The following is a 25,348-nucleotide window of genomic DNA, read 5'->3' as shown; positions in this document are numbered from 1 at the left end:
TTGACCGAAAACCCGGGGGCCGATCATTAAATCCACTGTGCCGACCGAAAACCTGGATTCGGCGACCGATTAAACCGCTACAATGACCGATAATATTGCCGCGACCGATTAAACCGGTACGTTGACTGATAAACTGCCCGAACGGTCGATAAACTCGCGGCGACGGCCGATAAACTGCTCCAAACGGTCGATAAAAATTACCCGTGAGCCCGTGGCACAGGCGGCCTGCTTTTCTTGTTTTCCTGTATTGATAGAAATCCCCACGAGCCTTTATACATTTTTTCAGCTGCCGTCTCACTATCTTTCCTCCGAAATGTTGATTCCTAAAGTGATATTTTCCGTTGACTATTAAACAATAGCCGTTTTTGTACGATATTAGTGAATGTTAGTGTCCGAATTTATAGAAATCAGCAACGGCACGCCATTATTAATATCTTGTGGAGGATGAGATACAAGTGTCACATATCACGAATAATAAGCACCGATCCCCTAGCCTCAGCACTCTTGCCATTTTATTTATTGTTTTCATTATCGCTGTACCGAATCTTCTGATTGGCTTTTTCATTTACAGAGATGTCAGAGCGTCTTCTCAAGAACAGCTTGACAATAGTGCGGCAAACAGCCTGCAGTTTCTGGACAAGAACCTGACACAGTTTATTCAGGGAAAGACGCATATTGTCTCACAGCTGAGCAGCAGCCTGTCCGGTAAAATAGAAAATCCTAAGGAAATACAAAGCGCACTCGGCGACATACAAGGTGTCGATCAGGATGAAGCGGCCCTTTATTTGGCAGACCGGCAGGGAACGCTGATTTTTCTTCCTGCAACAACCAAAATTCCAAAGAGTCTCGATCCCCGTACCCGTCCATGGTATAAACTGGCAATGGAACATGCAGGGAAACCAGTCATTACGGCACCCTATCTTTCTGCCGACGGATCCAATACCATGACGGTCACGATTGCGGAAACCACGTCTGACAGGAGCGGTGTTATCGGCATAGACCTTAAGCTCGACAACATCAGTGCAATTGTCAACCAAGTGAAAGTGGGAGAATCCGGTTACGCCTTTCTGCTTGACAAGAACCAGGTTTGGGTCGCTGGCAGCCGGGTGAAAAGCGGCAGCAAAGCGCCTGCCGGACTGGCCAAAAGATTCGCCGGACAGTCATCCGGAAATCTATTTCAGAACAACCAGCATGTTTATTTTATAACCAACCGGCTGACCGGATGGACTATCGGCGGCACCATGAATCTTAACGAGATTAATCGCACAGTCACGCCGCTTCTCGTGAATATCGGTCTCTTTGCTCTAATTACCATTATTATTGTCACCATACTTGTCTGGCTGATCGTCAGAAAATATATACTGAAACCGACGGCCGGGCTGGTGACCATCTTTGAGAAAATCAGTAAGAATGACTTTACTCAGGAAGTGGGGGCAGAGACAGCATCCAATAGAGAGTTTGCACAATTAGGCGCAAGTGTCCGCCGGATGACGGATTCGCTGAAAAATGTCGTTCGTACGATCGGCAGCAAATCGGAAACACTGGCCGCGTCTTCAGAAGAACTGAGCGCTTCCACGGAGGAAAACAAAGCGACTTCCGATGAAATTGCCCGCTCGATTCAAAAGATTGCTCTGGCCGCCGATGAACAGACAAGCAATGTGGACAAGCTGATCGGAGAAGCGAAAGCCGTGAATCAAGCCGTCGGCTCAATTACCGAACGGACCCAGAATCTTGCCCGTACATCGGAAGAATCCCGACAGATCGTGCAAGACGGACAGGGCGCTCTGCAAATTACCGCGAATCAGATGGGAACAATCAAAGTTAAGGTCAACAGTCTGTCCGCAGTAGTTAACCATCTGAGCGAACAATCCAAGGAAATCGGCAAGATTATCGATGTTATTAATGATATCGCAGATCAGACCCGCCTTCTCTCACTAAATGCAGCTATCGAGGCGGCCCGTGCCGGGGAAAACGGGAAGGGATTCGCCGTCGTTGCTGCGGAAATTCAAAAATTGTCCGCACAATCCGCACAATCGGCCAATCAGATTAACGACATTCTTTCTGTTGTCCGGAAGAATACCGAAGAAGTCACTGTATCCATGGAAGACGGGATCCACGAAGTTGAAAAGGGCATGACAGCGGTGAATCGAAGCGGAAAGTCCTTTGAGACGATTGAGTCTTTCGTCAATACCGTCAGTGAGCAAATCAAAAATGTGACAGCAGCTATCCAGGATATATCCGCCTCGACGGCTCATTCGCTTGCCGCATTTCAGCCGATAAAAGAACTGGCTGCTGAAACATCCTCAAATGTGCAGAATGTTTCAGCGGCTACGGAGGAACAATCTGCTTCAATGCAGGAAGTGGCTAACAGCGCAACCGCTCTTTCAACAATTGCAGATGAGCTCAATCAGATTGTAGCCGCATTTAAAATCAACGCCTGAACGATTGTTAGACCGTCTCAAAAGGAACAGCAAATCAAAAAAATGTCCTTCCTCATTCAGGGAGGATTTTTACTGTGTCATAATCCCATCGGCATCAATAGCGGATAATTATTTTCAGCAGACAGAATACATGATCGTAGCCTCCTCATCAGAGAAATACACACTTTTTCCGCCCCGTAATTTTCCATTCACTGATTCTATCAGAAAGAAGCGTCAGACACCGGTATGACAAGGCTCTAATGAATCACTCAGAAGTTCCTAAATAGATCAATGTACCAAAAGCATGCTAAAAAATTTTTATTTGACCCGTTTCGTCAGCTTTTAAAAAATTAAATGTTTGATGGTTAAAACCAGCAAAATGAGAATTTAAATTATATCAGATTGGAGAAGCTAGACCAGCGCAGTTTGTTCCCTATATCTCAGGTTGTTTTACTGCCATTTTTGAATTCCTAATCATGGAAAAAAGTGATCTTAAAATACCCAATGAAAAGTTATCAGCGCTTTTTGGAGGAATGTATGGGATGACACCGATTATACAAACCTTTCAATGTTATATTTAGGAAGGCGGATATAAAGCGAATGGGCAACTCAAAACAAAGATGTACGCAGTAATGATCAGCTTTCAGGTGTATTCTCTTTTTATATTATATTGAAATAAAGAAATTAATGTAGAATGAGTGATCAATGTTAAATATATACAATATAAGGAAATAATTGAACACCCTGCTTTTAGCTAATATTAAATAAAGAATATAGCTCAATCTCTGAAAAAAATAAGATGACCCCGAAATCTACGAAGTGAATCGGAGTCATCCTTATAGAAATGAAACTATTCAGCTCAGGAGCTGATTCTTCGCTAACGTTTACAGAGACCCTGAGCTCAGAAACTCTTTCAGAGCCTGTTTCCATTCCCTTACGTCTTCAAAGCCGTTGAGTCTTAACGCCATATGTTCAAATACCGAGTTTTCCGGGCGTTTTGCCGGTCTCGGAAATTCTGCCGTGGTACACGGATCCACCTGAATAGAAATCCCCTTGATTTCAAAAATTGCCCGGGCAAACTCGTACCAGCTGCAGCTGCCGGAGTTGGAAACATGATAGGTCCCATAACGATCCGTCTGAAACAGATCAATTATTTTCGCCGCGAGATCCTTCGTGAAAGTCGGACAGCCTCTTTGATCATCGACGACGTTCAGCCGGTCATGGTCAGCAGCCAGCTTCAGCATCGTCCTGACAAAATTGCCGCCGTACGAACCGTACACCCAGGATGTCCGGGCGATAAAAAACTTCGAATGAAAGGCACGTACAAACTGCTCCCCCGCATACTTAGACTGCCCGTACACACCCAATGGTGCCGGAGGATCGAATTCAGAATAGGTACCCTTTTTCGTTCCGTCAAAGACATAATCGGTGCTGACATAAACCAGTTTCGCCCCGACTTCTTCGGCAGCAAGAGCGACATTTCTGGTCCCATAGGCATTGACGAGAAAAGCCCCGTCGCGATCGGTTTCCGCCTGATCGACAGCCGTATAAGCCGCCGTATGGCAGACGACATCCGGTTTGATTTTCTGAAACACCCGACGGACGTGATCCAGGTTCGTGATGTCCAGCTCCTGATGGCCAAGTCCGTATGTTTCATAGCCCCGCTTCTGCAGCATGATCGTCAGTTCCGTACCGAGCTGACCGTGACCGCCGGTAACGATGACCTTATTGGACATAGCTCTTCGCTCCGTACTGTTTCTTGTAGTAATCCATGTATTCGCCGGACTTGATCTTCCGCCACCAGTCTTCATGGTCGAGATACCACTGGATTGTTTCTTTAATGCCGGTTTCAAACGTGTGCTCCGGTTTCCAGCCGAGTTCCGTTTCGATCTTTGTCGGATCGATCGCATAGCGACGGTCGTGCCCGAGGCGGTCGGTGACGTGCTTGATCAGATCGCGGGACTTGCCGAGCGTGTCGACTATCAACTCGACGATATCAATATTGCGTTTTTCATTATGGCCGCCGATATTGTACACTTCTCCGGATTTTCCTTTGTGAAGCACCAGATCAATTGCCCGGCAGTGATCTTCGACAAAGAGCCAGTCACGGATATTCCTGCCGTCGCCGTACACCGGCAGTTCCTTGCCTTCAAGCGCGTTCGTCACCATCAGCGGAATCAGTTTTTCCGGGAAATGATACGGCCCGTAGTTGTTCGAGCAGCGCGTGATATTGACGTTCATGCCGTACGTTTCGTAATAGGCCCGTACCAGCAGATCCGCCGAAGCCTTGCTTGCGGAATACGGGCTGTTCGGCGCGAGCGGGGTCGTTTCCGTAAAATAGCCGTCCGCTCCGAGCGATCCGTATACTTCATCGGTCGAAATCTGCAGATACTTATTTACGTTTCTGTTTCTAGCGACGTCAAGCAAAGTCTGCGTCCCGAGAACATTGGTTTTAACGAATACATCCGGCTCGGTGATGCTGCGGTCGACATGCGACTCCGCCGCAAAATTCACGATCGTGTCACTATCAAAATGATCGATAACATATTCAAGAAGTTCGCGATTGCGAATATCGCCGCGAACAAAGTGATAATTCGGAGCGTTTTCCACATCTTTCAGATTTTCCAGATTGCCCGCATAGGTGAGCAGATCATAATTGACAATCGTGTCGTCCGGGTGAAACCGGAGCATATGATGCACGAAGTTGCTGCCGATAAAACCGGCGCCTCCGGTCACGAGCAGTCTCATCAGTCTTCAGCTCCCAATTCAAAATTGATCTCCGCATCTTTCAGGAACGGATGATGCTTGTCCTTCTCCGACAGGATCGGATCGCTTACCGGCCAGTCAATGCCGATCTCCGGATCATTCCAGAGGATCCCGCGGTCCTGTTCCGGTGCGTAGAACTCATCCACTTTATAAAAAACATTCACATTAGGCGTCAGCGTACAAAAACCATGAGCGAAGCCCTTCGGAATCAGCAGCTGGCGTCGGTTGTATTCACTGAGAATAAAACTGCCCCATTTGCCGAATGTCGGAGAGCCCTTTCTGATATCGACGACGACATCCAGAATCGCCCCGGTCAGCGCCCGCAGCAGTTTCGTCTGCGACTTCGGATTCAGCTGATAGTGCAGGCCGCGGACAATCCCCGCTTCACTCGACAGCGACTGATTGTCCTGCACAAAATCGATATGTATGCCCGCTTCGGCCAGTTCCGCCTGATTATAACTTTCCATAAAAAAGCCGCGGTTATCCCCGAAGGCTTTCGGTTCAATCACCTTGACGCCTTTTAAAAATGTGTCCGTTACTTTAATCTTTGACATCGTACAACACCGCCATTATAAGATAATGAAGCTCCGAACGGTATCCGGTCCGGCGCTTTACTTCACCTTTGTTTTCAGTAAATCCAGCAGATACTTGCCATAGCCGTTCTTCTTCAGCGGCTGGGCCAGTTCATACAGCTTCTCTTCATCAATATAACCCATCCGGTAGGCGATTTCTTCAATGCACGCCACTTTCAGACTCTGCCGCTTCTCGACAGTCTGAATGAACAGCGAAGCGTCGAGCAGCGACTCATGGGTTCCCGTGTCTAGCCAGGCAAAGCCGCGGCCAAGCAGTTCCACATTTAATGTTCCCTGTTTCAGATAGGCCTCGTTCACCGACGTGATCTCCAGCTCGCCGCGCGCCGACGGCCGGATATTTTTAGCGATGTCGACCACCTGGGAATCATAGAAATAGAGGCCGGTCACTGCATATGTGGATTTCGGAACTTTAGGCTTTTCCTCAATGGAAATGACCCTGCCCTGTTCATCAAATTCCACCACCCCGAACCGCTCCGGATCTTTGACGTTATAGCCGAACACCGTGGCGCCGGACTTTCGCGATGCGGCTTTCTGCAGAATATCGGTAAAACCGTGTCCATAGAAAATGTTGTCGCCCAGAATAAGCGAAACCGGCTCACGGCCTATAAAGTCTTCCCCCAGAATAAACGCCTGCGCCAGGCCGTCGGGACTCGGCTGCACTTTATACTGAAGACTGAGCCCCCAGTCCGAACCGTCGCCCAGCAACTCTTTAAACCGCGGCGTATCTTTCGGCGTTGAGATAATCAGAATGTCCCGAATCCCCGCCAGCATGAGAACAGACAGAGGGTAATAAATCATCGGTTTATCATAAACCGGAAGCAGCTGCTTCGAAATTGAACGAGTGATCGGATAGAGCCGCGTTCCGCTGCCGCCGGCCAGTATTATGCCCTTCAAAAAACCACGCTCCCCTTTATATTAGAAAAGATGCAGTGTATAGAAGTGATGATCCTTCATTTTAACGGGAAAACATAAACGCTTCCTATAGTATACATTTTTTAAGATATAAAATTAAGGGCCAGTATCATATATTTAAAAATTATCACGACACCTGGCGACGCCGTTTCAGAAAGACAGACTCTTTTTGCCAATCGTCCGGGTGATCCTTTTTCCGGCGTCATCGGCACATCTCCAGGTTTTCAATAAAAAATAGGATGATCCTTTCTTACTCACCCAAGCCGGCAAAAACGGTGATCCGAGGTTTTAACGCTTCGGCCGTTATGATGAATGCCTCGTTGCCGACGAAGGGGAACGATTCAGGTTTTCTGAAAGCCCTCTTGTCATTCCGATTATTCGCACTTATTGGTTCCTTGGCTGTTATATTCTGCGTCTTAGTGATATTCTGTATCGATATTTTGTACTTTACTGGTGATAAGCAGCGATTTACTGTTGATATCTAAGGTTTGCTGATACTTCTAATCACAGTTTTATATAAATTCGCAGAAAAGCCAACGAAAAATATCAGACGTTTTCCTTGACCGCGCACGATATCGCCTCTCAAAAGGAGTATATTGCCGCTCGCCTCATCTTTCAAAGGAGGGGATGATGCATTCACGCTACGACCGGACAGTCTGCAGCATGCCGGAGGATACTCTTTTAAAAATCTCAGAATTTATCCGCCGTTTTCCGTGTCCCCCTTCTACATACAATATAGAAGGGCCGTTAAATTTCCTGTCTCATCGTTTCATCCCCGACACGGCCTTGATCCTTCGTTTCACTTCTTCCGTTTTCAATCCACTTCATTTCCGAGAGGAGACCTTCCTATGTCCTTCACCGATTTTTTCGCAGACCCCGGCGAACCGTCCGAACGCGCATTTGAAAGACTGCTGAAGAAATACGAGCCGATGATTATCAGCACAGTACGGCGCTATGCCGCCGGCTACGCCCGCCATATTCAGGGTGCGGCGGACCGGGAAGATCTGATGCAGATCGCACGGATCGCTTTCTGGGAAGCCAATTGTTTATTTGATCCGGCCAAGGTAGGCCGCGATAAGACTCCCGAACATGTTTTCATTGCCTTTGCTGCAGCAACAATGTGCGGAAGACTGTCGGACAGGCTCAGAAAAGTAAGCAAACTGACAAGCCGCGAAACGCCCATTATAAATGAAGAAACTGTTGATTACCCTGACTCTGACTCCTCTTCACGATCAACTGAAAAACAGCTGCACGATCTCGTCGACGGTTTTCTCTCTTTGCTCAGCCCCCGTGAACGTCAGTACCTGCATCTCTCCCTTTTCAAAGACTGGGATACAAGACAGATTGCCGAAGCAGCCCGGGTTTCAGAACACACCGTCCGTTCCTGGAAAAAAACATTGCGAAAAAAACTGGAACCTTTGAGAACCTCGCTGCTGCAAAGAAACTAGTAGAATGCTTCAAAAATAATGTTTGCACGGAGATAATTCAGGTATATTCTGAATCATTGCCGCTATAGAGCTAAATTGAGGTTGAGTTGAAGATTTTTTAATGTAATATACGAAGTCATGCTCCTTCTTTCTCTTCCACCCGGCCACAACTTCCGTTCCCTCTTGAACAGAAAACGGTTCACTGAGCCTCTCAATAAAGATTTTCGGCAATCGGAATTTCTCATGGAAACAGTCCTGATTACAGCTTTATGGTTGTTTCCCTTCTGCCCCACAAAATGCAAACAGCTCTTTACTAATTAAACAACGGAAAATGTGTCGGTGAATCGCGGATTCTGAAAAATGACAGCAGGGTTCTTGAAGATTTCAATAGGGAGGCTGACTGGATGGCCTATTTCATCATGACGTATGCTGCTATTTACTCGAAAATACCTTAACATTGGGATTTTTCAGAACTTCGATATAAAGGCACGGGAATGCAGGTCTTCTGCCGTTTAAAAAAGGAAATTTTTTTACGATCTCTTTCCTTTCTCGTTTCAAGATATGGCCCGATTCCTATCATTTAAAAAGAGGCATGAATCCTGTCATGTACAGGACACATGCCTCTTAGCTTTATTCAATCTTACCTTTATCACTCATACATCTTGTCTCATTCGTCCGGATGGCGTTATGCATCAAGCAGAATACGGACGATCACATGAATGGACAGGCAGGAACGGACTTCATCATCCGGAAAAATAAGAGATTTCAGATTTATAGCCGACAAAGTTAATCTCTGACAAACGGAACAGCAGGCTCTCCCGATTTGTTGTCAGTGTGATATTACTGACTTCATTGACTATACAATTTTCAGCCGCTTCAAATCAGCTCTCCGTTTTCCCGTCTAACGAGATTAATCAAACTCTTAATACTGATTGCTGATGGTGCGAATAATGTTCGGATAATCAAGCAACTCACTGTACTTGCCCAGAATCTGAAACTTGATCGTTATTATCCTCGATGGTTCCGCTATCCAGCATTTGTATGGTCTGGGTCACCCCCCTTTCATTCTTGAAAATAGCCTCTTTTATTTTATAATCCGCTATTTCCACATCGGAAAATTTGAGCTTTTCCACTTTATATAGGCTATGAACAAAGAAGCCAAGGGGGCGACATCTCGAATCCGATCTATAAAGCCTTACGATAATTGTACCGTGATCTGAAAATTTTTTCGTACAGAATATGAATTAGAACAAGACAGCGCGTCAATTACCTTAATGCCCGCACCGTTCAATGGACAAGCTGTCCATAATCAATTCGTTTTCTATTGCTGACTATCCACTGTGAGTAGGGAAAAAAAGATCATTTTTCCGAAAGATATGCCAATTAAAATAAGCTACCTCGCTGCTTGCTCATGACGAAAGGAAGGAAAAAAATGGAGAGGAATTGATTTCTCTCCAAATAACAATGTCAAGCCTATGTTAAAGTTCTACGATGATTCGATATTTATTGGGATCAATCGCTGTTTTTATCCCATGCTCAATATCATCCAGTTTTACTGTTCCGGCGATAAACGGTTCAGGTTTGATGATGCCGTCATTTAGTAATGTCAATGCTGTTTCAAAATCCCGCGTATTTGAATTGGCACTGCCCATCAGCTTGGTCATTCTTCTGTGCAAAGTATTCGGACTAATCGTGATGGGTTCATCGGGATGATAGGAACTGTATAAAATCACTCTTCCATAAAGTGCAGCCATAGCTATAGATTCTTCCGCAAGTGATGAAATACCAACAGTGTTCAGGACCACATCAGCACCCCTGCCGTCCGTTAATTCTTTGACGACATCCACACTATTCACTGATTTTGGATCGATAACTTCTTCAAAACCAAGTTCATGTAATTTTGTTATTCTGTTCTCGTTTGGTTCAATGACGATGACCCTCGCTCCCTGCTGTCTGGCCAACACTGCATGAAACATGCCCATAATTCCTGCGCCGACAACAACCACATTTTCTCCGAGTCGGATTTGTGCTCTCTCGATGCTATGGACAACACATGATAGAGGCTCTGTCAGGCAAGCAATCTCATATGGCAAATTTCCTTTTATTTTAAACAATTTGCTTATAGGAACTGAAAGATATTCACTAAAACCGCCCATACCAGAGATATTTAAGCCGCCTACAAAATTTTCATAGCTAAAGTTTTCACAGCTTCCTTCTTCACCTATTCGGCAATTCGTACATTCTCCGCAGGAGGTGAGCAGACCAACGACTACTCGATCGCCAACACTCCAAAGTTTTCTGTCAATGTCATTGCCGATCTCAACAATGACTCCGGCTTCTTCATGTCCTCCTATAAATGGAAATGCAACTTTGTTTATGCCCTGATAGACTCTTTGTTCCCATGTACAGATCGCACATGTTTTTAGCCGAACCAGAACTTCATCGGACTTCACAACGGGTTTAGGTATTTCTTTAACAGTTATTTTTCCAACGTCTTCAAAAATAGCAGCCTTCATTAATTCAGCCAATGTAAACGCTTCCTTTAATGATTTTTTTAAAATATCCAAAATCCGGCTCCGATACCTGCAATTAATACGATTATTAATAAAACGTAAGTCGATTTAAGTTTTTTATTCAGTAAAAAGAGAACTAAGAGTGTCATTGCAAACGGGAGCATTCCTTTAAATAGGACATCCAATACCCCCTGCTGAACGGAAATAGTCGCTGTACCGGCATGGATTTTCAAAGGTGTACTTAATTTAACAAATGTCGCCGTTAACCCGCCAATAACAATCCCGCCGAGAATTTGGGACAACGTCAGTACTCTTTTCAGCATGTTCCCAGCCAGTATCTTCATGATCCCTTCCTTACCTAAATAGTAACCTCGCATCCATAATTGATAGGCGATCGTCCACATGATACAAAACATGGCAACAATATATAAACCCGGGCCTAGTAAATTACCCTTGGAACCAATACTGATTGCAAATGATAGTAAGATCGGAACAATAGTTCCTTGCCATAAAGTATCTCCGACACCTGCAAGAGGTCCCATTAAACCCGTCTTAACAGAACTGATCATTTGTCCGGAAATTGGTGCTCCGTTTGCTTTCTGTTCTTCCATCGCAATGCTGATTCCGCCAATTACACCGCCAAAATGAGGTTCCGTATTGAAAAATTCCAGATGTCTCTGCAAAGACTTCGACAATTTTTCCTTATCATTGCCATATAATTTAGTCAGCACCGGAATCATTGCATGTGTAAAACCCGTTGATTGCATGCGTTCGTAATTATAATTGGAATGAGAGAAAAAGGTCCAACGCCAAAATGATTTTGCAACGTCTTTTTTTGTAAGCTTGATTTGCTGTCCTTGTCCATCCATTATTTATGCCTCCCCTTTATTCGCGTTCTTGAAGGAAAGTTCAGTATAGATATAGGCAATAATAACGCCTATCACGGAGATGATAATGATTGGAAGATTGAAATATACTGCCAAAATAAATCCAATCAAGAAAAATAAGATTATTCCCTTCCGGTTTATAGCTTTAAGAATCATCGCAATTCCTAGAGCAGGAAGAACCCCGCCTATAACTTGAAGAATATGCAATGGTGTTCCTTTTATAGAATTCAACATTTCTGATACAATCCCCGATCCAAAATATACCGCAATAAAAACTGGTATCACGCTAATAATGAATAAAAAGATTTGTGGTGGAAACATTTGAATAAGGTTTAATTTTCGAATGTTGTCCTTTTCTGCAGCTTGATCAGCCATGTGTAAAAAACTGATATCCACTGTCATATGAACGATCCAAATGATTGTTCCCAATAAACCGATCGGAACGGCTAAAGAAACAGCTACCTGAGGAGTCGCCCCGGCAATAATCGCCAAAGCTGTGCCAAGAGTCCCTGCCAGTCCCGGATCCATGGGCACGGTTCCTCCGGCTGATATATATGCCAGATAAGGCAAATTGATTGCCGCTCCGATAATACATCCTTCTATTGGGTGCCCTAGAATAATGCCGACAAGAGTGCCGCAAATCAAAGGACGGTTCATTATTGTACTTCCCAAAAGACTTAACCATGGCGTCCCGTTAATTCCCAGATAGTAGACCACTCCAATCAAAAAAGCCTGAAGCAAATTAACGCTCATTGTTCTTCCCTCCCAGTTATTTATAAATATTTATTAATATCAACTGATTTATCATCAGGAATGACCTGAATTTCAACATTCACACCTTCTTTAATTATTTCTCTAAATAATTCTCTCTCTTCATCAGTGGCAGCGATGTTCCGGAACAGTTTTTTTCTTTCCTTTGTTGCCCCCATGCCGCCCACATTTAAATGAGTTAGTTTGACGCCTTTTTGAATTAATCTATAAATTGTTTTGGGATTCTTCACAAGAACAATAATGCGATTATTTATATTTGGATCATCTTTTTCTAAATACGAAGCCGCAGTATCACAGGATAAAATTTTAAGCATTATATTTTCAGGAATAACAGACTTCATAATCATGATTAAAAAATCGTCATTTGCTACCTCATCGTCAATAACCACAATTTCATTTGCGTTTTTGTTATGCACCCATGCTGTCATAACCTGCCCATGAATCAGCCGATCATCAATTCTGACAAATACAATATTCTTCATTTTAATTCACTCTTTTCCTTCAATGACAACTCATCAAATAATTCTTTGATTCCCACTTTTCCAACTTTGAGCAAGTGTCCTGCCAGATCTGATAATTTCATATCTTTTCTGGCGATAATACTCTCCAACAAAATAGGCAAATTAAGTCCACTTATACAACGAAACTTTTCCGGAGATAGGTCTTTACTGTTCATCGCTGATGCATTAAAAGGACTGGCGCCGTATAAATCTGTAAGAACAAGAACACCGTCCCCTGTATCCATTTCCTCAATTGCCTTTTTGACATTCAACTTTAGTTGAACAAAACTATCTTCATGGTAAAGACCGATGATCTTGAGGTTCGGAATTTTTCCAACAATTAATTCGGCTGATTCCTTAAATCCTTTTGCCAGCGATCCGTGTGTAACGATAAGTATACCGATCAATTTTTCACTCCTCCTTTCGTACTCCACATCTCTACATTTTTTATTTAAGCAATTTCAATGCCAGATATGAATTTATGTGTGCACATTTCCATAAAACGCATAATTTTACGATTCTAATAAGAAAAAAGGACCGGAAATAATTGAACTTATTTCGCGGTCCTTTGTTTTTGATTATTCTGTGCCGATATTAATAAAGTGTGTCAAGCACAGTTAATTGATCTGTGCTGATTCTATTCAGGCTCTTTGTTCATTTTCAAGATAGGGCTGTAACATATCCACAAGATAAGCAATTTCAGTATCTGCAATCTCAAAACCAAAAGTATCTTCTGCAAGCTGTAATCCGTCTTCTACAATCTTAAACAATAATGCATTTTCTTTTTTAATGGTTTCTATTCGTTTATAAATCAGAGGCTCTTTTCTCAGAGCTCTTTCCAGCATGCTCATGCAGTGAAACTGGAATTTATAAATCAGATCTTCATGCAGTTGAATACCTAATTGATCGACAATATAGCATAAAACCTCGTTCAGAACATCATAGGCTTTATGAGCATCTAAAAAAACAAGCGTTGATCCCAGCGTTCTAATTAATTTTTCCTTAGCGATTGATAGGGTTTCATCATTTTCTCTATTTAAGTCCCTAGCGTTATAAACTTTTTTTATATCGTATGAATTGCCAATATACTCACTTGCTCTTTCTACTTCATTAACCAACTGACTTAAGGTCATGGCAGGAAATAGTGATTTTCGAGTCGCTTCTATAACAATAGGTGTGCTGACCATTTTTATCATTTTCGTTGGTATCTGTGTCATCTTAAATATAGCATCTGCAAAGTTTGTCAATGAACCCATATCTACAAGAAGCAGAACACCCTTTCCGCAATTGATTTCTCTAACAAGTCCCGCTGCCTGCCTTAATACCCTATCTACATTATCATTTAAGGCCATATCAAGTGCTCGGGCATGATTGACATGCAATATCTCATTTGCAACTTGAGCCATACTGCTTGCCGTACTATCGCCATGGGCAAGGACCAGAATACCAATATTTTGATGTTGTTGTTTAGCTTCCTTAATTGATGTAATGAACATAGCAAGGAATACTGCCTCTTGAAAAGGCAATTTAAACCCTAAATTTTTATCAATGCATTGTTTAATAATGGCAGCAACTTTATGTTCCTGCTCATTATCGATTTTAATGTTACTTCTGCCGTGATAAGACCCTGATTGTATTCTGTTAATCACGGACTCTATGTGCATAGCGACATTGTAGACAACAGTTTTATTATATCCAGGAAAAAAATCTTGCAATGAATTAAAAACTTTCTCGACAGTATGCAAAACTTTTGGAGAAATAATTTTTGTCAGGGCCTGCTTGTCCATCTCTTTTTTCCCTAATAATTGAACATTAAAAAAATGTTCCAATTCCCCTTTCATCCGTTCCTTAATCACATCGACAGATACACCTTGTGAAAAAAAGGATTCGTATTTCTTTAATAGATTTTTATAAAAATGCTGTTCCATAAAAAGATGTGGTTGCTCAAGCGGTGTTTTTGAATATAATTCGTTCTGATTTATTTTTTCGCCATTCTTATAAATTAACTCATTTATGATTAAATCCTCTTTTATATTATTTAATATTTTTTTATTTTTTGATTTTATTTCGTCAACTAAATGATCATAGTGATTCGGCAGACAATTTAATCCAATATTAACTTTTTTCAGATTGTTTATAACATAATCTGCAAATGCATTGGCACAGATCATTTGAATATCACTTTTTAATTGACCAATATTGCCTGAGCAATCATAAGTCAATAAGAATTGGATCACATCAGATGAAACATGAATAAAAGCGTTAATTTTTTGTGATTCTTTCGCGAAAAAAGTATCAATCAGAACATAGCGCTCATAAATTGTTCTTTTTGACAGTCCTGGAATAGAGATCACATTTGGAATCCGTCTAATAAATGTTTTTAAAATGGTTTCGGATAAATTCTCTGTCGTCGCACCAATAATCATAATTTTCGATTCGTGGCTGATTGATGTTTCTCCTAAGCGTCTAAATATACCGCGATCAATTAAAGAAAACAGCATCTCCTGACCTTCAGGAGGTAATCGATGTATTTCATCCAGAAACAACACCCCTCCATTCGCCTGATCAACTAATCCTTTTTTTTCCTCAGTTGCACCTGTAAATGCTCCCTTGGTATAACCGAATAAAAGCGATATTAATAACTGTGAATTTCCAGCGTAATCTGCACAATTAAAAACAACATAAGGGGCGTGTTTTGAAAATCTTTCCATTTCCACCCCATAATCAAACATGAGTCTTGCAAAAGTGGTTTTTCCTACTCCCGTCGGTCCGCAGATTAATGTGTGCAATCCGTTCGGCGGATAAAGGATAGCGGCTTTCGCTTGATTAACCTGATATTTTAAACTTTCCTTACTGCCGATATAACTTTCAAAAACAGATGAGTGTATTTCTCTTGATTTATTTTCTAATCCGTTATCTTTCCCATTACCAAAAAAATCTGAAAACAGTTCTTCTTTTGAAGGGTATACATGTCTTCCCTTAATGTTTAATTTAGAATCAGCAAAATATAAAACAGGCTTACTTTTTACCTTTATAATGGCTTCCTCATTAATTAAGGCGTTTAGAACTCTGCTTGCCCCTGTCCGATCAATAGAGAGCATTTTAGATACGTCATCTGTCGTCACTCCCTCAATGATTATCTTATCAAGGTTAATTTTTGTGTGCTCCTTAACAAATTCTAATACCCTCTCTTTGCGCGTTTTCATTTTTTATACCTCACACATTTTATAGTCTCAAATCTTCTCACAGCCTTAACTTCAGATGCAATCAACCAAATTCATCATTGATCATTTGGTTATCTCAACTAAATTTTCCTTATCTATGTATTTAGCCAATGCATCCAGTATAGCTTTAGTTATATAATCGGAAGGTGTGAGTATACCATCTGGAAAAATAATATTTGAGACTTAATACCAACCATTGATATCTCCAATAGATTGCAAAGCAGACTTTTCAAGTTCGTGATAAGTGTGATCGTCTTCGCACCTTTTCCTTAATTTCTCTCTATTTCACAATAAGGCTCATGAACTTGCAAATATTATCGATACCACAAAAACCGTCCCTTCGAGAAATGTAAAGCCTTACATTAATTATATCATGATCGGAAAATCCTTACATATTGATGATGAGATACTAAAAACAAAGGAAGGTGGAGAAAATAAATGATAGTCACATGTACAATGAACCCGGCTATAGATTTATTTTGCGAGTTTAAAAACTTTGATCCTTTTGTCGTCAATCGTAGTTATTATGAGGAATATCAAGCTAACGGAAAGGCAATTAACATTTCATTGATGTTGAAAAAGATGGGCATCGATAGTATAGCTACAGGTTTTCTGGGTGGTTTCTCAGGAGAGTATATCGAAACGACACTAAAAGAAAAAGGAATTGAAATTGCATTTATTCATAACAAAGGAATTACAAGAATTAATACGTTTATTCATGCGGATAAATTAGAATATAAGGCTGTTAACCGCGGGCCCAAGATTAGTCCGGAAGCTCAACAAGAACTCTTAAAATTTATCGGCAAATTGGATGTAAAGGACAGCCTTTTTGTCTCAGGTTCACTGCCGCGAAATGTTGATGAAAGCATGCTCATCAAGATCGCACAGTTGTCGCAAAAGAAGGGATTTTCATTAATACTCGACATTAGTTCTAAAACATTGCTGGCCTGCCTGCCTTATGCACCTGAATTAATTAAACCCAGCGATGAAGAACTCGCAGAGTTTTTGGGTGTCAATTCTGATTATCTTTCAAATGAAAATAACGTGTTTGAGGGTGCTCAAAAGTTACTTAACATGGGAGCCCAACATGTTATCATTTCACGCGGCTCTAAGGGAGCGGTTTATCTGGACAATAAACATACGATAATTTCCAGTGCACCAAAAGGAGAGGTTATTAATACGGCATGTGCTGGAGACACCATGTTGGCTACTTTTGTCGGTTCAAGAATAAAAGGAAAGGGAGTCTCCCAGTCTTTAGCATTTGCAATTGCTGCAGCTTCATCAACAGCCTTTACGTCAGGCCTGAGTAATCTGGATGATGTACCTGAATTAATGAAACAAATTCATTTAAAAAGTATAAAATGAGTATTCTATCAGCTCAGAGGATGTTTCAACAGTATTCTATAATTTAACCGTCAAATTAACCATCAAAAAAAGACATCTCCCGTATTTTGATTCTTTGGTCAGGGATGTCTTTTTTATATTGCTCTTATCCGTTAGAGAGTTTTGTTATTATGGATACAATCGATATTCGATCTTTGAAAAAATTACAGTCCAGCTTTGTCAATCTCCTGGGTACTTCTAAATCCAATCCTGATGAATAATCCTTTCAACTTTTGTATCCATGTGCTTAATTTACTTTCTAAAAAATTCAAGATTCTCGATGATAATGGAATCGTTTATTATAATCCGGTTGATAACAAAATTGTCAAAAGCTCTCAATCTTATCGCTGCATCCTAATTATCTGAATATGGATTTCTCCTATACGTATTTGCGACGGTTGTCTCTTTGGCTTTCATGACAACTTTTTTCTCCCGCACCTTTATCACGGCACTTCAATTCGCCAGATCATGTGAATAGCTGTCTGTTTCCGCATCGAAGCGCAATTCCGGAGGCTCTTTTTTAAACATCTTTGTCAGGACCAGCAAATAGACAAAGCCGACAGCCAGCCAGGAAAGGCCAAGCGTTAATGCGGCGCGGTCAAGGTGAATTAACAATAGTAAGGTACAGCAGGCTCCCGCTAAGGGACAGACCAGGAATTTCCAAAAAGCTTTTGCGCCTCTTTCCCTTTTTTTAACAAAGTAGTGGGAAAATACAGATATATTAACAAAAGTAAAAGCTGAAAAGGCACCGAAGTTAATGAACGATGTAGACGTTGCCACTGTCATGGTCAAGGCCAGCAATGACAGGATACCGATTAAGATGATGTTAAACATCGGCGTGCCGAATTTTCTGCTCAGGGTGCCGAACACTTTTTTAGGGAAAACTCCATCGCGTCCCATGGCGTACATCAGCCTCGAAGCACTGGCCTGGGCGGATAAGCCCGAAGCAAATTGCGCAATAATCAGTCCGGCCAGGAACAGCGCGCTGAATAGATTTCCGCCGATTTCTTTTGCAATGTCCAGGCCTGCGGAAGAAACATCGCTGAAATGAAGATAATCCGGATGTACTAATTGTGAAAAATAAGAAGCGGCAATAAAGATTATTCCCCCTATCAGAGTTGTCAGAAGAATAGCGCGCGGCATTGTCTTTTCGGGACGGATGGTTTCCTCAGTCAGCGTCGTGATCGCATCGAATCCCAGATAAGAGTAGCAGGCAATCGATGCACCGGCCAGCACTGCGGACAGAGAGCCATTCCCGTCCCCGGCAAACAATTTTACCGACCAGAGCGCACCTGCTCCGGTCCCTCCGAGAAGGCTGCGAATGCTCAAAATAACAAAGAGGGCAATAACAAGAAACTGGAAAGCCATCATCAGGAAATTTATGTTGGTGGCGACCTGAATGCCAATGATGTTTATAATAGAAGTGATGCCAATGAAAATGAGAATCCAGACCCATGTCGGCACGGCAGGGAACATGGCCGTTAAATAGGAAGCTCCGATCAGCCAGATAGCCATCGGTATGAAAATATAATCCAGCAGAATCGCCCATCCCACTAAAAAGCCCAGATGGGAACTGATCGATTTTCTGACATACGTATAAGCGGATCCGGCAGTCGGAAAGGCTTTAACCATTTGTCCATAACTGAAAGCAGTGAAAAGCATGGCGACAAGAGAAACCAAATAGGCGGGTACGACAAGTCCTTGTGCTGTCTGTGCAATCACGCCGAAAATGCCGAAGACAATCATCGGCGCCATATAGGCCAGTCCAAATAAAACAACCTGATACAACTTCAGCGTCGGTTTAAAGGATAAATGTTCCGAATCCATTTTTTTCACCTCAAATTATCAAGTTAAGCTTTAGCACACCCATCAGCTTGTCCTTTGAGGCTAGTTATTTACCCTTGTTTGCGTCATCCGTACTGAGCCGGATCCTCACAGTTTTCTTTATGGAATTACTGCACGGATTCCATGCCTTTCTCTATAATATCAAGGCCCTCGTACAGCTCATTTTCAGGAATTGTCAGCGGCGACAGGAAGCGGATACAGTTTCCTCTCAGCCCGGCATTCAGCAGAAGCAATCCGTGTTCATTGGCAAACTGTACAATTTTGTCCGTTCGCTCTTTGTCGGGAGTTTTGGATGCCCGGTCTTTCACAAATTCGACAGCCGCCATCGCGCCCAAACGTCTGACATCGCCGACAAATGAAAAATGCTCCTTCCATTGAAGTGCCCTTCGCTCAATGGCCGCGCCGATCTTTTCCGCCCGATCCGCAAGCCGCTCTTCCTCAATAATTTCGAGCACAGCCAGCGCAGCGGCGCAGGCAACGGGACTGCCGCAATAGGTGCCGCCGAGCGATCCTTTAATATCGCACGCATCAATGATTTCTGCCTTGCCGACGACACCGCTGAGCGGAAATCCGGCAGCGATCGATTTAGACACCGTCATTAAGTCCGGAATGCAATCAAAATTTTCGATCGCGAACATTTTCCCCGTCCGGGCAAAACCGGCCTGAATTTCATCCGCGATAAAAACGATACCGTGCTTTGTGCAGAATTCTCTCACGTACGTGACAAATCGCTTGGAAGGAATGATAAATCCGCCTTCGCCCTGCACCGGTTCCATGACGATGCAGGCTACGGATTCAGGAGCCACCGTACTCAGGAAAAAGTATTCAAACGCATCAATGATTTGCTGATCGTATGACTCGTCGCTCAGTCCTTCCGGCTTCCGATAATAATAAGGATAAGGCGCCTGGTACGTTTCCGATGAAAACGGGCCGAAACCGAATTTATAAGGAACGACCTTGCTGGTCATACTCATTGTCAGATTGGTCCGTCCGTGAAAGGCGCGGTCGAACGTAACAACTGCCTGACGGCCCGTGTAGCGGCGGGCAATTTTAACCGCGTTCTCTACTGCTTCGGCACCGGAATTCAATAACAGGGCTTTTTTGGCAAACGAACCCGGAGCAAGATGGCATAACTTTTCACATAATTCAATATAGGACGGATACATGATAACGTTGAATCCCGGATGAATATAATCATCCACTTGTTTTTTGACGGCTTTCACAACCTTGGGATGACAGTGCCCGACATTTTGAACACCGATGGCTCCGGCAAAATCGATAAAGCGGTTGCCGTCAATATCTGTAATAATCGCCCCGTCTGCTTTAGCGGCAATATGACGATTTCCGTTGCCGATTGCCGCAGCGACGTAGCGATCGCGCTTATCCTGCCATTCTTTTGTCGATATCTTCTCCAGGTTGTTGATACTCATGATTTAAATCCCCCCTACCTTTTTATAGATATTTTTATAAATTATTGGTATTATGTAAAGTATCAATTTTCAATTTTCTTTGGTGTCAGGAGTTGATTCTATGTTAACTTTAAACATGCGATCAGCCGACCGGAAAAGTGATTATATTTATCGACAGATTTACAGGCAGTTGAAAAAGGAAATTCTGCTGCATCATTTTTTGCCTCATGAGAAGTTGCCTTCAAAGCGCGACCTTGCGAAGGGATTAAAAGTCAGCGTCAACTCGGTGAACAGTGCTTATCAGCAGCTTCTTGCCGAGGGCTATATTTATGCAAAAGAGCGGAGCGGCTTTTATGTAGAAAAGCTTGATACGCTTCCGGTCCCGTTCGGCTCTTCAAGAGCTTTGAATCCTGAACTTGCCGAATCGCCTGATTCAAGAAAAGACTGGCTGTCATTCTCCCATATGTCCGCCGACCGATCCTGCTTCCCTTTTGACAGCTGGCTGAATTGCGAACATAAGGCGCTCAGATCAAGACGAACGGAACTAAGCGACGACCCGTCCCGTTTTCCTCAAGGTATCTATTCAGTCCGCCGCACCATTAGCCGACTTTTATCGGTCACCCGGGGCGTGAAGTGCTTTCCTGAACAGATTGTCCTGGGCGGAGGAACTCAGGTGCTTGTTCAGCTGCTCCGCCAATCTTTTTTTCAAAATGCAACCTTCGCGATGGAGGAGCCGGGCTATAAAAGAATCTACCGATTATTAACGATGCAGCATGCCGATGTACGGACAATTGAACTGGATGACCGCGGCATTAAAATGAATGAAATCAACCGGATCAATCCCGATGTGCTCTATATTACGCCTTCGCACCAGTTTCCGACAGGCATCGTCATGCCGATATCCCGGCGCATTCAACTATTAAATTGGGCGTCACGTTCAGAAAACCGTTTTATCATTGAAGATGATTACGACAGCGAATTCAAATACGAGTGCGACACGATTCCATCGCTGCAAGGATTAGACGCTTTCGACAAAGTGATCTACATCGGCACTTTTTCCAAATCACTGCTTCCCGGTCTGCGAATCAGTTATATGGTGCTGCCCCAGCGCTTACTGAAAGCGTTCAGGGAAAAATCCCGTTTTATTATGCAGACGTGCAGTGCACTCATACAATTGACCCTGCAGGAATTCATTGATTCAGGAGAATATCGGAAGCATATCAAACGGATGAAACAGATCTATTCGGAACGGCGAATGCGATTGATTGAGGAACTGGGAAAAAAATTCGGCGATGATGTCACGATTTATGGAGCAAATGCAGGGCTTCATTTTATGTCTGCCTTTAAGAGCGGAGAAACTGTCGACGCCATACTCAGACGGGCAGATGAGGAAAAGCTTGAACTATACAGTTTAAGACGATGTTTCCTGAGAAGCTGCATCAACGACCGGGAACCGAGATTTATTCTCGGCTTCGCTAATTTGTCCAAAGAGAACATTGAGGAAGGCGTAAACAGACTTTATCGCGCCGTTTACGGATAATCACAAACGAAATCTGTTTCCGGACTTCCCAGCATTTGAAAATGAAACATCAGAGACGCAGGTATTGACTATCCAGAGGTGAAATCATTGTCAGATCAAGGAAAATTTAAACGGCAACTCACGTTGTCCGACCTTACTTTTATTGGATTCGGTTCTATGTTCGGTTCAGGATGGCTGTTCGCTTCCAGCCATGTCGCCTCAATTGCGGGTCCGGCCGGTATCCTGTCATGGGTTATCGGCGGCTTTGCCATTCTTCTGTTAGGTTTGGTTTTCTCCGAACTCGGTGCATCTCTGCCGCGGGCCGGCGCCGTTGTCCGTTTTCCGGTATATTCTCACGGACCGATAATGGGCTATCTTATCGGATTTATCACGCTGATCGCCAATTCAAGCCTGGTTGCAATTGAAGTCGAGGCAGCCCGCCAGTATACTGCTTCCTGGATCCCCTTTCTGACTCAGAAAGGATCCACTCTTCCGACCGTTGCCGGATGGCTGTTTCAATTTATACTGCTCGTTTTATTTTTTGTTTTAAATTACTGGAGTGTTAAAATCTTCGCCAGATCCAATACCATTATTACACTCTTCAAATTTGTGGTTCCGTTACTGACGATTGTCGTTTTATTGTCGCAGATAAAGCTTCATAATTTTACGGTCGAAGGCTTTGCGCCTTTCGGATTATCCGGAATCCAGTCGGCCATCTCCGTGGGCGGGATCATCTTTGCCTATCTGGGCCTGACGCCGATTGTTTCCGTGGCAAGCGAGGCCAGAAATCCCCAGAAAACCATTCCCATTGCCCTGATCCTGTCCGCCGTTCTGGCGACGATCGTCTATCTGTTTCTTCAGATTGCTTTTATCGGAGGCATCCCGACGAACATACTTTCATCCGGATGGACCGACATTTCAAACAAATTCAGTCTTCCGTTCCGCGATATCGCCATCAGTCTCGGCTTCGCCTGGCTGACCTTTTTTATCATCACGGATGCCATTATTTCTCCGACCGGTACAGGGAATATCTTCATGTCGGCATCATCCCGCGTCGTATACGGATGGGCAAAAAGCGGGACCCTGTTCAAGATATTCACGAAGATAGATAAAAAATCCGGCGTTCCCCGTCCGGCTCTCTGGCTTTCTTTTATCCTCTCCATCTTCTGGACATTGCCCTTTCCTTCCTGGGAGGCATTAGTCGGGGTCGTTTCCGCCGCATTGATTCTCAGCTATGCGATCGCTCCGGTCTCCGCCGCCTCCTTCAGGAGAAATGCACCCGATCTGCCGCGTCCGTTCTTTTTAAAAGGGATGTCGGTCATCGGGCCGCTCTCATTCATCATCGCTTCACTGATTGTCTATTGGTCCGGCTGGAGTAACCTTTCCTGGCTGCTCGGTTCGCAAATAGCGATGTTCGTCATCTATCTGTTATTTAGAAAAGCAGTCCCGACGGATAAAGTAACGATTCAGCAGCAAGTCAAATCTTCCCTCTGGCTGATCTTTTACTATGCCGCGATCATGGCCGCCTCCTACTTCGGCATTTTCGGCGGGATCGGGATACTGCAGCAGCCGTGGGACTTTCTGACCGTCGCACTTATTTCACTCGTAGCCTATTACTGGGGCACCCATACCTGCCTGCCGAAAGCGATTTTTGACGATGCGGCAGACGAAACGGACGACGCAGCAGCGGGAGATAAGGACATGAAATTAGGTTAAAATCATCGTTGATCGGACAGGCCTGCCATCGGTCCGCGGATAATCCTATCGAAAATATTTTTTTATGTAGAAAAGGACAAAGTCAACCTGTTTATACTGGAAAATTGTATGCCAGGATTATGAGACCGTTAGAAACGATTTATCGGTCGTCACAGCGATTTTTTCGGTCATTACGCGCGGTTTTTCGGTCGCCAAGTGCAGTTTTTCGGTTGTTACATGCGGTTTTTCGGTCATTACGCGCAGTTTTTCGGTCGTCCTCTATTCGGAGCTATCAAATCATTATGGAAATTTATTGATTGCGGAATGATTTTCCGGCTTTCGAACGATGAACGGTCTCAGGAAAAGTCGGACACCATTTGACGGCACAGCAGAAAAATGAGCTAAAAGGATATTCGTATAATCCAATATTTACTCAATCATCGGCCCATAATAAGAAGGCAATTTCTTTGCTTGCCAATAAAATCAGACTGGGGATGAAAAAATGATCACCACTGTCACCTTGAATCCCGCACTCGATCAACTGCTTGCAACCGACGAACTGGCCGTTGGCGACACAAATCGTACCCGGCTTTTATCCGAATCGGCAGCCGGCAAGGGCATCGATGTCGCAAAGGTCCTTCGTGATCTGGACCGCCGGGTTAATGCCACGGGTTTTCTGGGAGGCGATGTGGCCGGTATTTTTGTCCGCTGCTTTAAAGATGAGAAAATCGACAATTATTTTATTAGAATCAAGGAATCGACACGGACGAACATCCAGCTGTTTGAAAAAAGCGGCAGAAGGACCGAGCTGCTTGAAGCGGGTCCATCGGTCAGCCATGAAGAGTGTGCATCCCTGATGGAACAGTTTAAAAAACTCGCCTCGGCAAGTGATGCTGTAACGATCTGCGGCAGCGTCCCCGCCGGCGTCGACAAAGATTATTTTCTCAATCTGGTCCGCACGGCCAGACATTCATGCCGCTGCGTGATTGTCGATACATCCGGAGAATGGCTGAAGTTGGCAGTTGATCAAAAGCCTGACCTGATCAAACCGAATCGTAAAGAAATAACTGAATTAATGGGCAGGGAAAAGGCCGATGACGCGGAAATAATCGCTTTCGGTCAGCAGCTTGTCAGACAAGGAGTTCCTTATATCCTCGTTTCTCTGGGCGGAGACGGTGCCATGCTGATCTGCGACAGCGGCGTCTGGCGCGGACAGGCTCCGGATATTGAAGTAAAAAGTACGCTCGGATGCGGCGATTCTATGGTTGCATCGCTGAGCGTCTCGCTGTCCGAACAGCTTCCGCCTGAAGAGATGCTGAAAAAATCGATCGCCCTGTCCGCCGCCAATGCCATGACCTTTGAAACGGCGCACGTCATTCTGGACGATTATAAAAAACTGCTTCATGAAGTGCATATAGAAAAGATCGAGAGATAATACGATCCGGAAGGCAGTTGTCTATTCAGGACTTGCTGAACCAACACCC

The 25,348-nt window shown here is 43.7% G+C and carries 18 protein-coding genes; 6 read left to right on the top strand and 12 right to left on the bottom strand.

Annotation, left to right across the window (positions count from 1 at the left end; all coding sequences use genetic code 11):
- Positions 1–455 precede the first annotated feature (455 nt).
- A complete protein-coding gene (locus Q6A92_RS02590) occupies positions 456–2,441 on the top strand; it encodes a methyl-accepting chemotaxis protein (RefSeq protein WP_332236948.1) in 1,986 nt (661 codons plus the stop codon).
- A gap of 863 nt (positions 2,442–3,304) precedes the next feature.
- Here the strand turns inward: Q6A92_RS02590 and rfbD are convergent.
- From rfbD to rfbA, 4 genes are all read right to left on the bottom strand, one after another.
- Positions 3,305–4,156 (bottom strand): dTDP-4-dehydrorhamnose reductase, encoded by an 852-nt coding sequence (gene rfbD / locus Q6A92_RS02585; protein WP_332236947.1) that lies wholly within the window; start codon positions 4,154–4,156, stop codon positions 3,305–3,307.
- Positions 4,146–5,168 (bottom strand): dTDP-glucose 4,6-dehydratase, encoded by a 1,023-nt coding sequence (rfbB, locus tag Q6A92_RS02580; RefSeq protein ID WP_274399871.1) that lies wholly within the window; start codon positions 5,166–5,168, stop codon positions 4,146–4,148. The genes rfbD and rfbB overlap by 11 nt, the downstream gene beginning before the upstream one ends.
- Positions 5,168–5,731 (bottom strand): dTDP-4-dehydrorhamnose 3,5-epimerase, encoded by a 564-nt coding sequence (gene rfbC / locus Q6A92_RS02575; protein ID WP_274399991.1) that lies wholly within the window; start codon positions 5,729–5,731, stop codon positions 5,168–5,170. The genes rfbB and rfbC overlap by 1 nt, the downstream gene beginning before the upstream one ends.
- A 66-nt stretch (positions 5,732–5,797) precedes the next feature.
- Positions 5,798–6,673 (bottom strand): glucose-1-phosphate thymidylyltransferase RfbA, encoded by an 876-nt coding sequence (gene rfbA, locus Q6A92_RS02570; RefSeq protein ID WP_274399870.1) that lies wholly within the window; start codon positions 6,671–6,673, stop codon positions 5,798–5,800.
- 866 nt (positions 6,674–7,539) lie between these two features.
- Here rfbA and Q6A92_RS02565 point away from each other — a divergent pair.
- Positions 7,540–8,139 carry a sigma-70 family RNA polymerase sigma factor gene (locus Q6A92_RS02565; RefSeq protein ID WP_332236946.1) on the top strand — a complete coding sequence of 200 codons (600 nt, stop codon included), beginning with the start codon at positions 7,540–7,542 and terminating at the stop codon, positions 8,137–8,139.
- Positions 8,140–9,596: 1,457 nt separating this feature from the next.
- Here the strand turns inward: Q6A92_RS02565 and Q6A92_RS02560 are convergent.
- The 6 genes from Q6A92_RS02560 to Q6A92_RS02535 form a co-directional block, all read right to left on the bottom strand.
- A complete protein-coding gene (locus tag Q6A92_RS02560; protein ID WP_332236945.1) occupies positions 9,597–10,685 on the bottom strand; it encodes a zinc-dependent alcohol dehydrogenase in 1,089 nt (362 codons plus the stop codon).
- Positions 10,673–11,500 carry a PTS system mannose/fructose/sorbose family transporter subunit IID gene (locus Q6A92_RS02555; RefSeq protein WP_332236944.1) on the bottom strand — a complete coding sequence of 276 codons (828 nt, stop codon included), beginning with the start codon at positions 11,498–11,500 and terminating at the stop codon, positions 10,673–10,675. The genes Q6A92_RS02560 and Q6A92_RS02555 overlap by 13 nt, the downstream gene beginning before the upstream one ends.
- A gap of 3 nt (positions 11,501–11,503) precedes the next feature.
- Entirely contained in the window at positions 11,504–12,271 is a 768-nt protein-coding gene (locus Q6A92_RS02550) for a PTS mannose/fructose/sorbose/N-acetylgalactosamine transporter subunit IIC (RefSeq protein ID WP_332236943.1), read from the bottom strand.
- Between the two features lie 20 nt (positions 12,272–12,291).
- Entirely contained in the window at positions 12,292–12,771 is a 480-nt protein-coding gene (locus Q6A92_RS02545; protein ID WP_332236942.1) for a PTS system mannose/fructose/N-acetylgalactosamine-transporter subunit IIB, read from the bottom strand.
- Positions 12,768–13,196, bottom strand: a complete 429-nt coding sequence (locus tag Q6A92_RS02540) for a PTS sugar transporter subunit IIA (protein WP_332236941.1) — start codon at positions 13,194–13,196, stop codon at positions 12,768–12,770. Before Q6A92_RS02540 ends, Q6A92_RS02545 begins: the two co-directional genes overlap by 4 nt.
- Before the next feature lie 234 nt (positions 13,197–13,430).
- On the bottom strand, positions 13,431–15,995 hold the full coding sequence (locus Q6A92_RS02535; RefSeq protein ID WP_332236940.1) for a sigma-54-dependent transcriptional regulator: 2,565 nt from the start codon (positions 15,993–15,995) through the stop codon (positions 13,431–13,433).
- Between the two features lie 456 nt (positions 15,996–16,451).
- Here Q6A92_RS02535 and pfkB (Q6A92_RS02530) point away from each other — a divergent pair, with 456 nt between their 5' ends.
- Positions 16,452–17,378, top strand: a complete 927-nt coding sequence (pfkB, locus tag Q6A92_RS02530; protein WP_332236939.1) for a 1-phosphofructokinase — start codon at positions 16,452–16,454, stop codon at positions 17,376–17,378.
- A gap of 471 nt (positions 17,379–17,849) precedes the next feature.
- Here the strand turns inward: pfkB (Q6A92_RS02530) and Q6A92_RS02525 are convergent, their stop codons facing one another.
- Together Q6A92_RS02525 and gabT are read right to left on the bottom strand one after the other, a co-directional pair.
- Complete coding sequence (locus Q6A92_RS02525; protein ID WP_274399851.1) at positions 17,850–19,223, bottom strand: APC family permease; 1,374 nt, start codon at positions 19,221–19,223, stop codon at positions 17,850–17,852.
- A gap of 125 nt (positions 19,224–19,348) precedes the next feature.
- The gene (gabT, locus tag Q6A92_RS02520; protein WP_332236938.1) at positions 19,349–20,671 is read right to left on the bottom strand and encodes a 4-aminobutyrate--2-oxoglutarate transaminase; all 1,323 of its coding nucleotides are present in this window, start codon (positions 20,669–20,671) and stop codon (positions 19,349–19,351) included.
- A gap of 100 nt (positions 20,672–20,771) precedes the next feature.
- Here gabT and gabR point away from each other — a divergent pair, with 100 nt between their 5' ends.
- The 3 genes from gabR to pfkB (Q6A92_RS02505) all read left to right on the top strand — a co-directional run bounded on the left by gabR (position 20,772) and on the right by pfkB (Q6A92_RS02505) (position 25,299).
- Entirely contained in the window at positions 20,772–22,190 is a 1,419-nt protein-coding gene (gene gabR / locus Q6A92_RS02515; RefSeq protein WP_332236937.1) for a MocR-like transcriptional regulator GabR, read from the top strand.
- An 87-nt stretch (positions 22,191–22,277) separates the two neighbouring features.
- Complete coding sequence (locus Q6A92_RS02510) at positions 22,278–23,885, top strand: APC family permease (protein WP_274399848.1); 1,608 nt, start codon at positions 22,278–22,280, stop codon at positions 23,883–23,885.
- Between the two features lie 481 nt (positions 23,886–24,366).
- Positions 24,367–25,299 (top strand): 1-phosphofructokinase, encoded by a 933-nt coding sequence (gene pfkB / locus Q6A92_RS02505; RefSeq protein ID WP_332236936.1) that lies wholly within the window; start codon positions 24,367–24,369, stop codon positions 25,297–25,299.
- Positions 25,300–25,348: the final 49 nt, after the last annotated feature.

This window comes from Sporolactobacillus sp. KGMB 08714, from assembly GCF_036598985.1.
In the GTDB taxonomy this organism is placed as follows: domain Bacteria; phylum Bacillota; class Bacilli; order Bacillales; family Sporolactobacillaceae; genus Sporolactobacillus.
This window is presented reverse-complemented; position numbering and strand designations above follow the sequence as displayed.

Coding starts and splice junctions, on each gene's coding strand:
- rfbD (WP_332236947.1), bottom strand. CDS start 4,156: ATGTCCAATAAGGTCATCGTTACCGGCGGTCACGGTCAGCTCGGTACG.
- rfbB (WP_274399871.1), bottom strand. CDS start 5,168: ATGAGACTGCTCGTGACCGGAGGCGCCGGTTTTATCGGCAGCAACTTC.
- Q6A92_RS02565 (WP_332236946.1), top strand. CDS start 7,540: ATGTCCTTCACCGATTTTTTCGCAGACCCCGGCGAACCGTCCGAACGC.
- Q6A92_RS02555 (WP_332236944.1), bottom strand. CDS start 11,500: ATGGATGGACAAGGACAGCAAATCAAGCTTACAAAAAAAGACGTTGCA.
- Q6A92_RS02550 (WP_332236943.1), bottom strand. CDS start 12,271: ATGAGCGTTAATTTGCTTCAGGCTTTTTTGATTGGAGTGGTCTACTAT.
- Q6A92_RS02545 (WP_332236942.1), bottom strand. CDS start 12,771: ATGAAGAATATTGTATTTGTCAGAATTGATGATCGGCTGATTCATGGG.
- Q6A92_RS02535 (WP_332236940.1), bottom strand. CDS start 15,995: ATGAAAACGCGCAAAGAGAGGGTATTAGAATTTGTTAAGGAGCACACA.
- pfkB (WP_332236939.1), top strand. CDS start 16,452: ATGATAGTCACATGTACAATGAACCCGGCTATAGATTTATTTTGCGAG.
- Q6A92_RS02525 (WP_274399851.1), bottom strand. CDS start 19,223: ATGGATTCGGAACATTTATCCTTTAAACCGACGCTGAAGTTGTATCAG.
- gabT (WP_332236938.1), bottom strand. CDS start 20,671: ATGAGTATCAACAACCTGGAGAAGATATCGACAAAAGAATGGCAGGAT.
- gabR (WP_332236937.1), top strand. CDS start 20,772: ATGTTAACTTTAAACATGCGATCAGCCGACCGGAAAAGTGATTATATT.
- pfkB (WP_332236936.1), top strand. CDS start 24,367: ATGATCACCACTGTCACCTTGAATCCCGCACTCGATCAACTGCTTGCA.